Source organism: Brevundimonas sp., assembly GCF_047617075.1.
Classification (GTDB): Bacteria; Pseudomonadota; Alphaproteobacteria; order Caulobacterales; family Caulobacteraceae; genus Brevundimonas.
This window is the reverse complement of the sequence record NZ_JBLGCI010000006.1, coordinates 64,025-78,017: the sequence shown is the minus strand read 5'-3', so window position 1 is coordinate 78,017 and position 13,993 is coordinate 64,025. Positions and strand designations below refer to the sequence as shown.

Here is a 13,993-nt window from a genome sequence, read left to right as displayed (position 1 = left end):
TCAGCGGCCGGTGAAATCCGCCGGCCGCTTGTCCAGCACCGCCGCGACGCCCTCGATGTGGTCGTCGGTCAGGTGGGCCAGGGCCTGCATGGCGGCCGACATCTCCAGCATCTGGTCGAAATTCATGTCGCGCCCCTGTCGCAGCAGGCTCTTGGCCATGCGCAGAGCCTGGGGCGCATGGGCGGCCACCTGTTCCGCCGTCGTCATCGCCTCGTCCATCAGGGCCTCATGGGCGACCACGCGATTGACCAGACCCCAACGCTCTGCGGTTTCGGCGTCTATGGACCGGGCCGTGAACAGCATCTCCGCGGCGCGCGCATAGCCGACGTTGCGTGGCAGCAGCCATGACCCCCCGTCCCCGGGAATGATGCCAAGCTTCAGGAACGGCACGCCGAAGCTGGCCCGGTCAGAGGCGATGCGGATGTCGGCCAGCCCGGCGATGTCGCAACCCAGCCCCATGGCCGGACCGTTCACCGCCGCGATCAGCGGAACCTCCAGCCCGTACAGCGACCGCACGATGCGGTGCACGACCCTGCGGTACCGTTCGCGGATCTCGGCGCCGGAGCCCTCGAACAGGTCGCGGCGATCCTTCATGGCCTTCAGGTCGCCGCCCGCCGAAAACGCCCTGCCCGCCCCTGTGATGACGACACAGCGTACGGAGGCATCGACGTTGACCGCTTCGCAGACAGAGGCGAAGGCCTCACCGTCCTGCATGTCCGGCAAGGCGTTCAATCGCTCGGGCCGATTGAGGGTCAGGACGAGAACATCACCGCGACGTTCCCGTGAGATCAGCTGGCTGGTCATCATACTCTCATAAGAAAAACCCCGGCTCTTGGGGAGCCGGGGTCTTTCAATCCAATCACGGTCTCAGATCACTGAGGCGAACCGAACCCATTAGGCTGGCTGGCGGTCACGGCGCCCTGCATGCTTTCGAGACGCTGACGATCCGCCTCTGCGCGAGCGTCGGCTTCGGCTCGGGTATAACAGACACGGCGACCAATGCCGGAGCCCGTCACCTGGCGGCGTTCGCACACGCGCTCGCTGCGGCGATCCTCCGCCTCGGTTGCTTCGGCCTCGACCTCGGGGGTCGCCGGCTGGGCGTCGGGCTGCAGTTCGGGCTGCGCCTGGAGCGTCATCGCCAGGGCGGCGGCTGTGAGCAGGCTGATCATCATGATGTCATCCAATCGGTTTCGACGAACAAATTCAGATGATCAATGTGCACCCCGTCAGTCGCTTTATGCAAGCGGAACAGTGTTCAGGGATAGAGCCGCTTCCGCAACTTCAGGGTATTGGACAGCTTTTCCAATGGCCTGCGCCGTATCCGATTGGACGGAACCGTCCGGGCGTTGAAGGCCGTGCCGCCCAGCAGGGCGAACTCCATGACGGCGTTCTGGAGGTTGAAGGTCTTATCGTTCATTATTGGCGTCTCCTTTCGCGAACGATGAAAGAAGACGCGGCGCGCCGGTTGGGGGTTTCACCCTCTTGGTCGTGTCGCGTCAGAACGCAATGTCGGTCTCCAGCGCCCCGAATTCAAGTGGCCCGCCCCGTTCAGTGGCCACGCCCTGCATCCAGGTCTGCACCGTGGACGGACGCACCGGCCTCTGCCTGGGATGCCTGAGGACCCTTGGGGAGATCGGTGGCTGGTCGAAACTTACCGATGAAGAGCGGGCCCGGATCATGGCTGATCTACCCGGCCGCAAGGATCGGTTGGACCCCGCCCTCAGATTCTGAATTCGTTCACCACGCCGTTTCACCGGACGCCAAGGGCTTTGGGTCATGGTGGCTGCATGGCGCGTTTCGATTTCCAGTCCGGCGTGATGTTCGCCCTGGCCCTGACGGCGGCCGGCGTGCTCGGCTATGGCGTCAGCCAGGTCGAGGACATGGACCGCGCCGGGACGGACCCGGTGTTGATGACCGCTTCCACCGCCGTGGCTACGGGGAGCGCGGCCCAGATCAGCCGCGCTTCCGATGGTCACTACTGGGCCGAGGCCGACATCAACGGGCGGGCTGTTCGCGTGCTGGTGGACACAGGCGCCAGCGTGGTGGCCCTGACCCGCGACGACGCCCTGCGTCTGGGCTTCATGCTGGAATCCACCGATTTCGATCACACCGTGATCACCGCCAACGGAGAGGGCCGCGCCGCGCGGATCGAGCTGGCCCACGTGGCCGTGGCGGGCGCCCGGGTCGAGCGCGTTCAGGCCCTGGTTGTGGAGCGCGGCCTGCCTGCGTCCCTGCTGGGCATGAGCTATCTGGGTCGCCTGTCCCGCATCGAGGCCACGCCCCGCGGCCTGACGCTGCGGCCCTGAGGCGGCGGGATCACGCGCTCGCAAGCCTGACGGCTGGGGCGGACACGTTTACATCATTCCGGTCAGAACCGACGCCCTATCGGTGGACATGCGGGCACGGCTGGGCCAGACGGTTGCTATCAGATTCCTGCTGACCGAGAGCGCCGACCGTGGCTGACGACCTCGTATTGATGAGTGCCTGCACACGCACGACCGCCGTACTTCCAGCCGGGTGCGTCCATGGCGAACGGTGATCCTCACGCGGGCGCCCTTGTGAGCGAGCGTCCATCCATGATCCAGCGGGCGCTGCCCCACCCCGGCCTGACGGTCATGCTGATCGTGGTCTGGATGCTGCTGCTGAACGGGCTCAGCTGGGGCGGACTGGTGCTGGCCGTGATCTTCGGCGTCGCCATCCCCCTGCTGACCAGCCGCTTCTGGCCCGGCAATCCGCGCATGCGCTTCGGCCCGCCCCTGTGGGGCTATGTGGGCCTCGTGCTGTGGGACATCGTGGTGGCCAATTTCCAGGTGGCCTGGATCATCCTGTTCCGCCGCAACCGCGACCTGCGCTCGCGTTGGTTGGTGATCCCCACCGAGCTGCGCTCGCCCGAGGCCATCACCACCCTGGCCGCCACCATCAGCCTGACCCCCGGCACGGTGTCCTCGGACATCTCGGCGGACGGCCGGGCCCTGCTGGTGCACATTCTGGACGTGGACGACCCGGACGCCGAGGTGGCCCGCATCAAGCACCGCTACGAACGACGCCTTATGAGGATCTTCCCATGAGCCCGATCGGATTTGGGCTGGGCTTCGCCATGGTCTGCCTGGCCCTGGCTCTGGCCCTGAACCTGTTCCGCCTGTTGCGCGGGCCCACCAGCGGCGACCGCATCCTGGCGCTGGACACCCTGACCATCAACATCATCGCCCTGGTGGTTGTGTTCGGGGTGTGGGAGCGCACCGCCGCCTATTTCGAGGCCGCCCTGCTGCTGGCCATGGTCGGCTTCGTCGGCACGGTGGCCTACTCCAAATTCCTGCTGCGCGGAGACATCGTGGAATGAGCCCGATCCTCCTGACCCTCGCGGAATATCTGGTCGCCTTCCTGCTGGTGATCGGCGGCGGCTTCATCCTGATCGGATCGTGGGGACTGGCGCGGCTGCCGTCCCTGATGACCCGCCTGCACGGACCCACCAAGGCCTCGACCCTGGGCGTGGGCGCCTGCCTGTTCGCCTCCATGGTCTTCTTCCCGGTGTTCGACGGCCAGTATTCGGCCCACGAGCTGCTGATCGCCCTGTTCCTGTTCCTGACCGCGCCAATCACCGCCAATATGATCGCTAAGTCGCACCTGCATCGTCAGGGCCGCAACATCGACCCCAACCCCGCCGACCACATCCGCGAGGGCCTGCCCCAGCCGCCGGGCGACAAGGGCTGGGCCACCTTCGACGACAGCGCCGCCCTGGACCGCAAGGTCGTGAACGACGGCTGATGTCATCGTTCGGCGGTTGCCTTGTTGCGCTGCACAAGGCATAGGGGCGCTTCGTCGGACCCGGACCTGATCCGGGTGGCTACGCTGGGCGCCGATCCCCCGGACACACAACAGGCTGAACCGCCGACAGCGGAACCACCCACGCCGTGACGGGGCGACGGGTCCGCTGGTCCTCCCCGGACGACCCATGAAAATCATCTCCCTCGCGCGCCAGGAATGGCTCGCCAACCCCCGCCGCGACCTGCTGGCGGGCACCGTCGTGGCCCTGGCCCTGATCCCCGAGGCCATCGCCTTCTCCATCATCGCCGGCGTCGATCCGGCGGTGGGCCTGTACGCCAGCTTCGTCATCGCCGTGACCATCTCGTTCGTGGGCGGACGCCCGGCCATGATCTCGGCCGCCACCGGCGCCATGGCCCTGCTAATGGTCACCCTCGTGCGCGACCACGGCCTGGAATACCTGTTCGCCGCCTCCATCCTGACCGGGGTGTTCCAGATCATCATCGGGGTGCTGAAACTGGGGCGCTACATCAAGTTCGTCTCACGCTCGGTGATGACCGGCTTCGTCAACTCCCTGGCCATCCTCATCTTCATGGCCCAGCTGCCCGAGCTGATCGGCGCCAACTGGCAGACCTACGCCATGGTCGCGGGCGGTCTGGCCATCATCTATCTGCTGCCGCGCCTGACCAAGGCCGTGCCCTCGCCGCTGATCGCCATTGTGGTGCTGGCCGGTCTGGCCATGTGGTTGAACATCGACGTGCGCACCGTGGGCGACATGGGCCAGATGCCCTCCACCCTGCCCGTCTTCCACCTGCCCAACGTGCCCCTGACATGGGAGACCCTGGCCATCATCGGTCCGGTGGCCGCCACCCTGGCCTTCGTGGGCCTGCTGGAATCCCTGCTCACCGCCAACCTGCTGGACGACATCACCGACACCCCGTCGGACAAGGACATGGAGTCCCGCGGTCAGGGCATCGCCAACATCCTGTCGCCCCTGTTCGGCGGCATGGCCGGCTGCGCCATGATCGGCCAGTCCATCATCAACGTCACCTCCGGCGCGCGCGGGCGCCTGTCCACCCTGTGGGCCGGCCTGTTCCTGCTATTCCTGATCCTGGTGCTTCAGGACTGGGTGGCCCGCATCCCCATGGCCGCCCTGGTGGCCGTGATGATCATGGTCTCCATCGGCACCTTCGACTGGGGCTCGGTGCGGCGCCTGCGCTCCACCCCCATGCAGTCCTCCATCGTCATGATCGCCACCACCGTCACCGTGGTCCTGACCCACGACCTGTCCCAGGGCGTGATGCTGGGCGTGATCCTGTCGGCCATCTTCTTCATCCGCCGCATGGGCAAGATGATCGAGGTGGTGGAGGCCGACGACAGCACGGACGAGGTGCGCCGCTACACCGTGCGCGGCCACGTCTTCTTCGTCTCGGCGGACCTGTTCGCGGCGGCCTTCGAGTATCACGGCCAGCCCGAGCGCGTGATTATCGACCTCAGCGACGCCCACCTGTGGGACATCACCGCCGTGGCCGCCGTGGACAAGGTGGTGTTCCGCTATCGCCGCCGGGGCGTGAAGGTCGAGGTCTACGGCATGAACGCCGCCGCCCAGACCCTGGTCGCCCGCACCGGCCGCCACGACAAGGCCCACCTGCCCGAGGGCGCTGCGCACTGATCTCAAATCCGTCATCGCCGGGCTTGTCCCGGCGATCCATACGCGCCGACGAGGCAAGTCGAGCGCGGCGCTGTCCGCGATTATGGATTCCCGGGACAAGCCCGGGAATGACGGATCGAGGGGGCCTTAGACGTACGTCAGAAACGTCTCGACCTCGGCCTTCGACCCGATCATCACCGGCACCCGCTGGTGCAGGGCGGCCGGGACCACGTCCAGCATGGCCTGCGTCCCGTCACTGGCCGCGCCGCCGGCCTGCTCCATGACCATGGCCATGGGCGCCGCCTCGTACATCAGGCGCAGGCGGCCCGGCTTCGACGGGTCCTTGCGGTCGGCCGGGTACAGGAACACCCCGCCGCGCATCATGATGCGGTTCACGTCCGCTACCATGGACGCCACCCAGCGCATGTTGAAATCCTTGCCGCGCGGCCCCGTGGTCCCCGCCAGACAGTCGGCGATGTAGCGCTGCACCGGCTCGTGCCAGTGCCGCTGGTTCGAGGCGTTGATGGCGAATTCCTTCGTCTCGGCCGGCACGGCGATGCGGTCATGGGTCAGCACCCACTCCCCGCTGTCGGGCTCAAGCGTGAAGCCGAACGCGCCGTCGCCCAGGGTGAACACCAGCAGGGTCTGGGGGCCGTACACCACATAGCCCGCCGCCGCCTGATTGCGCCCCGGCTGGAAGAAGTCCTCCGCCGCCGGATCGCGCGGCGTCTCCGCCGACGGCGCGGGCAGCACCGAGAAGATGGTGCCGATGGACACGTTCACCTCGATGTTGCTGGACCCGTCCAGCGGATCGAACAGCACCAGCCAGCCCTCGTTCGGGCCCACCTGGGCCACGGTCACGATGTCGTCCTGCTCCTCGGACGCCACGGCCACCACGCCCGGCGCGGCGCGGCACACGTCCATCATGATGTCGTCGGCGGCCAAATCGAGGGTCTTCTGCACCTCGCCCTGCACATTGGTGTCGCCCGCCACACCCAGCATGTCCGCCGTCGCGCCCTGACGCACCGCATGGCTGATGCGCACGCACCCCTCGGCGATCCCGGCGATCAGCCCCTTCAGGCCGTCAGGCGCGGACTGGGCGTTCAAGAAGGCGGCGAGGGTCTTGCCGGACGTTTGGGCCATGGGGGTCTCCGTATGATGCAGGCGATCTCGCATCCCGCGACGCAGGGCGCAACCTGCGCTATCCGTAGCGAAACGAAACGGGAGGAATCGCATGGGGCAAGGCCCGCTGAACGGCCTGAAGGTCGTGGAGTTCGCCGGCATCGGTCCCGCGCCCTTCTGCGCTGCTCTGCTGTCCGACCTGGGCGCCGAGGTGCTGCGCATCGACCGGCCGGGCGGCGGCGCGGCGCCCCATGACGTCACCGCGCGCGGCCGGGCCGGCTCGCTGGCGCTGGACCTGAAGGCGGAGGCTGACCGCGAAACCGCCATGCGGGCCATCGCCGCCGCCGACGTGCTGATCGAGGGCTTCCGCCCCGGCGTCATGGAGCGGTTGGGTCTGGGCCCGGATGAGGTGCTGGCCGCCAATCCGCGCCTGATCTACGGCCGCATGACCGGCTGGGGCCAGACCGGGCCGCTGGCCCACGCGGCAGGGCACGACATCAACTACATCGCCGTCACCGGCGCCCTGGACGCCATCGGGCCGAAGGGCGGCGATCCGGTCCCGCCCCTCAATCTGGTGGGCGACTACGGCGGCGGCGCGCTGTATCTGGCCATGGGCATCCTCGCCGCCCTGCACGAGCGCCAGTCTTCCGGCAGGGGTCAGGTGATCGACGCGGCGGTGGTGGACGGCACCGTCTCCCTGATGGGCGTCTTCAGCTGGCTGACCCACGACGGCCTCACCAGCATGAAGCGGGGCGAGGGCCTGCTGAACGGCGCCATGCCCTTCTACCGCACCTACCCCTGCGCCGACGGCCGCCACGTCTCGGTCGGGCCGCTGGAGCCGGCTTTCTATCTGGATCTGCGCACCCGTCTGGGCCTGACGCCCCAGCCCACCGGCGACATGGATCAACAGGCCGCCGAACTGGCCGCCGTCTTCGCCACCAAGCCCCGCGATCACTGGACCGCCCTGCTGGAAGGCACCGACGCCTGTTTCGCCCCCGTCCTGTCGCTGGACGAGGCGCCCGCGCACCCCCATCTGGCCGCCCGCGAGAGCTTCACCGAGGCCTTCGGCGTCACCCAGCCCGCCCCCGCCCCCCGCTTCTCCCGCACCCCGGGCGAGATTCAGGGCCCGCCAGCCAAGGCTGGGGACAAGGGCGACGCCGTGCTGGCGCGGTGGTCGAAGACCCGGGCGTAAAGGTGTTTCAGCAAATCCACCGCTCACCCCGGCGAAGGCCGGGGTCCAGATCATAGAGCTCCACGACTGGACAGACGGGCGCGGCCCCTTCATCCCCTTCGGGTGCTCGCCATCTGGACCCCGGCCTTCGCCGGGGTGAGCGGATGAAGAGACACAACGTCTGCCCGTAAGGAGTCGCCCATGTCCCAACCCGTCATCGTCATCACCGGCGCCCACGGCGCCCTTGGCTCCGCCGTCGCCAAGGCGGCCATCGAAGCGGGCTGGCGCGCCGCCGCCGTCGACCACGCCGACAAGGGCGCTCTCCCCGGCGCGGCCCTGACCCTGTGCGGCGTCGACCTGACCGACGCCGATCAGGCGGGCAAGGCCATGAAGACCGTCGCCGACCGCCTCGGCCGCATCGACGCCCTGCTCAACATCGCCGGCGGCTTCGTCTGGCAGACGACCGAGGACGGCGACCCCACCGCCTGGGGCCGCATGCACGCCCTGAACGTCACCACCGCCCTGAACGCCAGCCGCGCCGCCCTGCCCATGCTGAAGCAAGCGCCGGACGGCCGCATCGTCAATGTGGGCGCGGCGGGCGCTCAGAAGGCCGCCGCGGGCATGGGTGCCTACGCCGCCTCAAAGGCCGGCGTGCACCGCCTGACCGAATCCCTGGCCGAGGAGCTCAAGGACGGCGCCGTCACCGTCAACGCCGTCCTGCCCTCCATCATCGACACCCCCGCCAACCGCGCCGACATGGGCGAGGAGAACGCGGACAAGTGGGTCAAGCCCGCCGATCTGGCCGCCGTCATGCTGTTCCTGGCCTCCCCCGCCGCCCGCGCCGTCACCGGCGCCCTGATCCCCGTCACCGGCCGGGTCTGAGCCATGACGCCCCGCCGCAGCGTCCTGTACCTGCCCGCCTCCAACCCCCGCGCGGTTGAGAAGGCCCGCACCCTGCCCTGCGACGTGGTGGTGCTGGATCTGGAGGACGCGGTCGGCCCGGACGACAAGACCGCCGCCCGCGACGCCGCCGTGGCGGCCCTGCGTCAGGGCGGGTTTCAGGCCCGGGAGGTGGGCGTGCGCGTCAACGGCCTCGATACCGACTGGGGCGACGCAGATCTGACGGCCCTGCACGCCGCCGCCCCTGCCTTCATCGTCGCGCCCAAGGTCTCCAGCGCCGATCAGGCCGCCGCCTTCACCGCGCTTCTGCCGGACGGCGCCGCCCTGTGGGCCATGATCGAGACGCCGCAGGCCCTGTTCCATCTGGACGCCATCGCCGCCACGCCCGGCCTCGCCGCCCTGATGCTGGGGGTCAACGATCTGGCCGCCATGCTGCGTTGCGGCCCCGCTGACGACCGCGAACCGCTGAAGACCGCCATGAGCCTGACCGTCGCCGCCGCCCGCGCCCACGGCCTGTCCCCCATCGACGGGGTCTTCAACGCCCTGGACGACGACGCCGGCTTCGTGGCCGAATGCCGTCAGGGCCGCCTCTACGGCTTCGACGGCAAGAGCCTGATCCATCCCCGCCAGATCGCCCCCGCCAACGCCGCCTTCGCTCCGTCCGCCGACGAAATCGCCTGGGCCGATGCGGTGGTCGCGGCCTTTGACGACCCGGCCAATGCCGGAAAAGGCGTCATCCGCGTGAACGGCGCCATGGTGGAACGGCTTCATCTGGCCCGCGCCCGCGACACGCTCGCCTTGCGTGATCTCGCCGGAACACTCTAAGAGTTCACAGACTCGTTATCCTCAGGCTCCAGATCGCATTGTCAGTCGCCTCGCCATCCCCGTCCGCCGGAGCCGATCCGGACGCCAGCGACGCGCCGCCTGAAGCCATTCCCGGCCTGACCGGCCGCCGTTTCCTGATCATCTCCGCGCCGTTCGGCGCCTATTCCCGCAAGCTGGCCGCCGTCCTCCGCGACAACGGCGCGGTGGTGCGCCGCATGATCTTCAACGCGGGCGACCTGCTGGACTGGGGCTCGCGCGATGCGGTGAAGTTCCGCCGCGGCGGCGACGCCTGGCCCCACGCCCTTGCGGGGCTGGCAGAGGATTACACCGACCTGGTCCTGTTCGGCGAGGCGGGCATCTACAACCAGACGGTGATCGATCAGGCGGACCGGCTCAAGGCCTCCGTCTGGGTCATCGAGAACGGCTATTTCCGGCCCCACTGGGTGACCATGGAGCGGAACGGCGTCAACGCCCGCTCCACCCTGCCCCGCTCGGCCGACGGCTATCCGGCCCCGGCGCCCCGCGAGCCTTCGTTTCAGGAGGCGGGCGCCATCCTGCCGCACCATGTGTGGAACCTGGCGCTCTATCACACGGTGCAGGTCGCCGGTCGCTTGCTGTTTCCCCGCTACGTGCGCCCCTATACCCGCCATGCCCTCGTTCAGGCCGGGGGTCACGCCTGGCGCTATCTGAAGCTACGCTTCGCCTCGCCGCTGGCCACGGACACGGACGTGATCGCCGGGCGCGGCCCGTTCTTCATCGCCTGTCTCCAGCGGGAAGGCGACACGACCCTGCTGCGCTATTCCGACTACCCCACCAACACCGCGTTCCTCAAACAGGTGATCGGCGACTTCGCCCAAGCCGCGCCGCGACAGACCCGTCTGGTGGTCAAGAACCATCCCCTGGATCCGGGGCTGGTCAGATACAGCGCCGTGGTGCGACGGCTGGCTCGCCAACACGGCGTTGAGGACCGCGTTGATTTCATCGACGGCGGCAATCTGGCGACCCTGTGCCGCGCGTCCCAGGGCATGGTGGTGAACAACTCCACCGCCGCCCTTTCCGCCGTGGGGTTCGGCACGCCGGTCAAGGTGCTGGGACAGGCCTTCTTCGACTTCGAGGGCCTGACCGATCAGCAACCCCTGTCCGGCTTCTGGAACGATCCCCGGCGCCCGGACCACGACCTGTACGTCCGCTTCCGCGAGCACGTGCTTCACCGCACCCAGATCAACGGCAGCTATCACAACCCGGCCATGCAGGACGCGACGGCCCGCCGCATGGCCATGGCCTTCGCCGGGGGCTGGGATCGGGCCCAGGTCCAGTGAGCGCGCCCACGCCCGCCTGGGTCTGCGCGCCCGGCGTCCGGCGCCTGCCCAATCTGGCGGCCTTCCTGCCCGAATATGATCTGCACACCCTGCCCGGCCGCGACGTTCAGGCCGTTCTGGGCTGGGGCATGAAGCCCACCGCCGCCCACGGCCGCCGCTGGGCTGAGAAGCAGAGCGTTCCCTATGTCGCGTTGGAGGACGGCCTGCTCCGTTCGGTCGGTCTGGGCGAGGCGGGGGCGACATCCCTCAGCATCGTCGCCGACGATCTGGGCATCTATTACGACGCCACGCGGCCTTCCCGTCTGGAGCGGCTGATCGCCGAGGCGCCGGGCTGGATGTCGCCGGACCTGCGCATCCGCGCCCGCGCCCTGATCGAGTGCATCGTCGAGAGCGGCGTGTCCAAGACCAATATGGGCGGTCCGCTGGACGAGACCCTGCTAAAGCCCGGCCGCCGCATCCTGATCGTGGATCAGACCCACGGCGACGCCTCCATCGGCTTCGGCCTGGCCAGCCCGCAGTCCTTCATCGACATGCTGGACGCCGCACGCAGCGACGAGGCCGGCGCCCAGCTCATCGTCAAGCGCCACCCGGCCGTGGCCGCAGGCCGCAAGCAGGGCTGCATCCCCGCCGACCGGCTGGGCGACGTCACCCTGATCGACACCGACGTCCGGCCCGCCGACCTGCTGGCCCAGGTGGACGCCGTCTATACGGTCACCAGCGGTCTTGGATGGGAGGCGCTGCTGCGCGGCCTGCCCGTGCGCTGTTTCGGGGCGCCCTTCTATTCCGGCTGGGGCCTGACCACGGACGCCGTGGACACCGGCCGCCGGGGCCAGTTGCGCGAGATCGAGTCCATCGCCGCCGCCGCCCTGATCCGTTACGCCCGCTATGTGGACCCGGTCACCGGCCGCACCTGCGAGGCGGAACAGGCGCTGGAGCGGCTCATCGCCCTGCGTGACCGCGCCGACCGGCTGGCGGGCCTGAACGCCTGCGTCGCCTTCGCCCCGGCCAAACGCCCGCCCGTGCGCCGCCTGCTCAACTCGCCCAAGGGGCCGGTGCGCTATTTCGCGTCCGCATCCGGCGCCCGGACCGCCGCCGAGGCCGAAGGCGGCCGCATCGTCTGCTGGGCCTCGCGCACAGGCGCCGACTTCGAGCAGGCGACCGAGGGCTTCACCGGCCAGATCCTGCGCATGGAGGACGGCTTCATCCGCTCACGCGGGCTCGGCTCGGACTTCGTCGGCGCCCTGTCGGTGACGCTGGACGATCTGGGCGTCTATTACGACGCTACCCGGTCTTCGCGGCTGGAGGCCCTGGTCCAGCAAGGCGGCTTCGCCCCCGCCCTGCTGGCCCGCGCCGCCCGCCTGCGTGAGCGGATCGTTTCGGCGGGCCTCAGCAAATACAATCTGCCCGCCCCGTCCGGCGCCTTCGACGCCTGGCCCACGGATCTCCAGCGAATTCTCATCGTCGGCCAGGTGGAGAACGACCAGTCGATCCTGAAAGGTTGCGCCCACATCCGCACCAACGCCGGTCTGGTCGCCGCCGTGCGCGCGGACCATCCGGACGCCTTCCTGATCTACAAGAATCACCCCGACGTGCTGGCGGGGAATCGTCCCGGCATGCTGGACGGAGCCGCGCTGGACGCCGTGGACGCCTCGGCCGACGGGCTCGACATCATCCAGTGTCTGGACCACGCCGACCGTCTGGCCACCCTGACCTCCCTGTCGGGCTTCGAGGCCCTGCTGCGCGGCAAGCCCGTGACCACATACGGTACGCCGTTCTTCGCCGGCTGGGGCCTGACTGAAGACCGCGTCCCCTGCCCGCGCCGCACACACCGGGCGACCCTGGACGAACTGGTGGCCGCCGCTCTCATCCTCTACCCGGTCTATGTGGCCCCGAACGGCTGGCCTTGCGAGGCCGAGGATCTGGTCGAGGCCCTGATCGCAGCGAAGCACGCCCCCGCGCCGAAACCGCCTGCGAACCAGATCGCCCGCTGGTGGACCGGAATTCGCGCCAGTCTCGACCGGACGTCGCCGCCGTCCTATTGATGGGCTTCGTCAACAAAACGGACAAACCGTGACCCAGACCATTCAGGCCGTCATCGCGGCGACCGGCCTTCACACACCCGACCAGTCCATCTCCAACGCCGAACTGGTGGCCGCCTACAACGCTTTCGCCGATCGCTTCAACGCGGCCAACGCCGAGGCCATCGCGGCGGGTGAGCTGGAGGCGCTCACCCATTCATCATCGGAGTTCATCGAGAAGGCCTCGGGCATCAAGTCCCGCTTCGTGGTGGAGAAGTCGGGCATCCTCGATCCGGACCGCATGGTCCCGCACATTCCCGAACGCTCCAACGAAGAGCTGTCGGTGCTGGGGGAAATGGCGGTGAAGGCCGCGCAGGAAGCCATCGCCCGCTGGGGCAAGCCGGTCAGCGAGATCGGCGCGGTCATCTGCGCCGCGTCCAACATGCAGCGTCCCTACCCCGCCATGGCCATCGAGGTGCAGCAGGCGCTGGGCATCGACGGCTTCGCCTTCGACATGAACGTGGCCTGCTCCTCGGCCACCTTCGGCCTGAAGACCGCCGCCGACTTCATCGCCTCCGGTTCGGTCAAGGCGGTGCTGATGGTGAACCCCGAGATCTGCTCGGCCCACCTGAACTTCCGGGATCGCGACAGCCATTTCATCTTCGGCGACGTGGCCACGGCCGTGATCGTCGAGGCGGCCGATCAGGCGACCGGCGGCTGGGACATTCTGGGGACGCGGCTCAAGACCGTCTTCTCCAATAATATCCGCAACAATTTCGGCTTCCTGAACCGCGCCGGCCGCGAGGACGTCACCGCCGTCGCGGACGGGGCTCGCCCTGACGGCCTCACCGACAAGCTGTTCGTCCAGCAGGGCCGCAAGGTCTTCAAGGATGTGGTGCCCATGGTCTCCGAAATGATCGTGGACCACGCCCGCGATCTGGCCATCGATCCCACCGGCCTGAAGCGCCTGTGGCTGCACCAGGCCAACATCAACATGAACGAGATGATCGGCAAACGCGTGCTGGGCCGCGAGCCGGCGCCGGGCGAGAACGTCATCATCCTGGACGACTACGCCAACACCTCGTCAGCCGGTTCGATCATCGCCTTCCACCTGCACAACGACGGCTTCGCGCCGGGCGACACCGGCCTGATCTGCAGCTTCGGCGCCGGCTATTCCGCAGGCTCGGTGTTCGTCAGAAAGCGGGCCTGAAGGTCGCCTTCCGTC

Annotated in this window: 16 protein-coding genes and 1 other annotated feature; of the genes, 12 read left to right on the top strand and 4 right to left on the bottom strand. The window is 68.6% G+C overall.

From position 1 onward, the window contains the following. The 3 genes from ACI8U3_RS08215 to ACI8U3_RS08205 form a co-directional block, all read right to left on the bottom strand. The gene (locus ACI8U3_RS08215; RefSeq protein ID WP_415014381.1) at nt 1-804 is read right to left on the bottom strand and encodes a crotonase/enoyl-CoA hydratase family protein; all 804 of its coding nucleotides are present in this window, start codon (nt 802-804) and stop codon (nt 1-3) included. A gap of 68 nt (nt 805-872) precedes the next feature. Next, nucleotides 873-1,172 carry a hypothetical protein gene (locus tag ACI8U3_RS08210; RefSeq protein WP_415014380.1) on the bottom strand — a complete coding sequence of 100 codons (300 nt, stop codon included), beginning with the start codon at nt 1,170-1,172 and terminating at the stop codon, nt 873-875. Nucleotides 1,173-1,255: 83 nt separating this feature from the next. Then, on the bottom strand, nt 1,256-1,417 hold the full coding sequence (locus ACI8U3_RS08205) for a hypothetical protein (RefSeq protein WP_415014379.1): 162 nt from the start codon (nt 1,415-1,417) through the stop codon (nt 1,256-1,258). A gap of 134 nt (nt 1,418-1,551) precedes the next feature. Here ACI8U3_RS08205 and ACI8U3_RS08200 point away from each other — a divergent pair, with 134 nt between their 5' ends. The 6 genes from ACI8U3_RS08200 (at nt 1,552) to ACI8U3_RS08175 (ending at nt 5,434) form a co-directional block, all read left to right on the top strand. Beyond that, complete coding sequence (locus tag ACI8U3_RS08200) at nt 1,552-1,731, top strand: DUF1289 domain-containing protein (RefSeq protein ID WP_415014378.1); 180 nt, start codon at nt 1,552-1,554, stop codon at nt 1,729-1,731. 56 nt (nt 1,732-1,787) lie between these two features. Next, the gene (locus tag ACI8U3_RS08195; protein WP_415014377.1) at nt 1,788-2,306 is read left to right on the top strand and encodes a TIGR02281 family clan AA aspartic protease; all 519 of its coding nucleotides are present in this window, start codon (nt 1,788-1,790) and stop codon (nt 2,304-2,306) included. A gap of 252 nt (nt 2,307-2,558) precedes the next feature. Beyond that, nucleotides 2,559-3,068: a Na+/H+ antiporter subunit E gene (locus ACI8U3_RS08190; protein ID WP_415014376.1), complete on the top strand. Its 510-nt coding sequence runs from the start codon at nt 2,559-2,561 to the stop codon at nt 3,066-3,068. Next, nucleotides 3,065-3,340 carry a K+/H+ antiporter subunit F gene (locus ACI8U3_RS08185; protein ID WP_415014375.1) on the top strand — a complete coding sequence of 92 codons (276 nt, stop codon included), beginning with the start codon at nt 3,065-3,067 and terminating at the stop codon, nt 3,338-3,340. The genes ACI8U3_RS08190 and ACI8U3_RS08185 overlap by 4 nt, the downstream gene beginning before the upstream one ends. Next, on the top strand, nt 3,337-3,765 hold the full coding sequence (locus ACI8U3_RS08180) for a Na+/H+ antiporter subunit G (RefSeq protein ID WP_415014374.1): 429 nt from the start codon (nt 3,337-3,339) through the stop codon (nt 3,763-3,765). The genes ACI8U3_RS08185 and ACI8U3_RS08180 overlap by 4 nt, the downstream gene beginning before the upstream one ends. Before the next feature lie 53 nt (nt 3,766-3,818). Beyond that, nucleotides 3,819-3,874 (top strand) — a sequence feature (sul1 is cis-regulatory element that is thought to sense ions involved in sulfur or methionine metabolism; They are found in Alphaproteobacteria). Between the two features lie 84 nt (nt 3,875-3,958). Further along, nucleotides 3,959-5,434: a SulP family inorganic anion transporter gene (locus ACI8U3_RS08175; protein WP_415014534.1), complete on the top strand. Its 1,476-nt coding sequence runs from the start codon at nt 3,959-3,961 to the stop codon at nt 5,432-5,434. 126 nt (nt 5,435-5,560) lie between these two features. On the opposite strand, the gene ACI8U3_RS08170 is transcribed toward ACI8U3_RS08175, so the two are convergent. Continuing rightward, nucleotides 5,561-6,556 (bottom strand): class 1 fructose-bisphosphatase, encoded by a 996-nt coding sequence (locus ACI8U3_RS08170; protein WP_415014373.1) that lies wholly within the window; start codon nt 6,554-6,556, stop codon nt 5,561-5,563. Nucleotides 6,557-6,647: 91 nt separating this feature from the next. On the opposite strand from ACI8U3_RS08170, the gene ACI8U3_RS08165 reads away from it, so the two are divergent. The 6 genes from ACI8U3_RS08165 to ACI8U3_RS08140 all read left to right on the top strand — a co-directional run bounded on the left by ACI8U3_RS08165 (nt 6,648) and on the right by ACI8U3_RS08140 (nt 13,978). Next, nucleotides 6,648-7,727 (top strand): CaiB/BaiF CoA transferase family protein, encoded by a 1,080-nt coding sequence (locus ACI8U3_RS08165; protein ID WP_415014372.1) that lies wholly within the window; start codon nt 6,648-6,650, stop codon nt 7,725-7,727. A gap of 180 nt (nt 7,728-7,907) precedes the next feature. Then, a complete protein-coding gene (locus ACI8U3_RS08160; RefSeq protein WP_415014371.1) occupies nt 7,908-8,588 on the top strand; it encodes an SDR family NAD(P)-dependent oxidoreductase in 681 nt (226 codons plus the stop codon). Between the two features lie 3 nt (nt 8,589-8,591). Further along, nucleotides 8,592-9,431, top strand: a complete 840-nt coding sequence (locus ACI8U3_RS08155; RefSeq protein ID WP_415014370.1) for an HpcH/HpaI aldolase/citrate lyase family protein — start codon at nt 8,592-8,594, stop codon at nt 9,429-9,431. Nucleotides 9,432-9,469: 38 nt separating this feature from the next. Continuing rightward, nucleotides 9,470-10,750, top strand: coding sequence for a capsular biosynthesis protein (locus tag ACI8U3_RS08150; RefSeq protein ID WP_415014369.1), 1,281 nt, complete (start codon nt 9,470-9,472; stop codon nt 10,748-10,750). Next, nucleotides 10,747-12,792 (top strand): capsular polysaccharide biosynthesis protein, encoded by a 2,046-nt coding sequence (locus ACI8U3_RS08145; RefSeq protein ID WP_415014368.1) that lies wholly within the window; start codon nt 10,747-10,749, stop codon nt 12,790-12,792. The genes ACI8U3_RS08150 and ACI8U3_RS08145 overlap by 4 nt, the downstream gene beginning before the upstream one ends. Before the next feature lie 40 nt (nt 12,793-12,832). Next, nucleotides 12,833-13,978, top strand: a complete 1,146-nt coding sequence (locus ACI8U3_RS08140; protein WP_415014533.1) for a beta-ketoacyl-ACP synthase III — start codon at nt 12,833-12,835, stop codon at nt 13,976-13,978. The last annotated feature ends 15 nt before the right edge of the window (nt 13,979-13,993 follow it).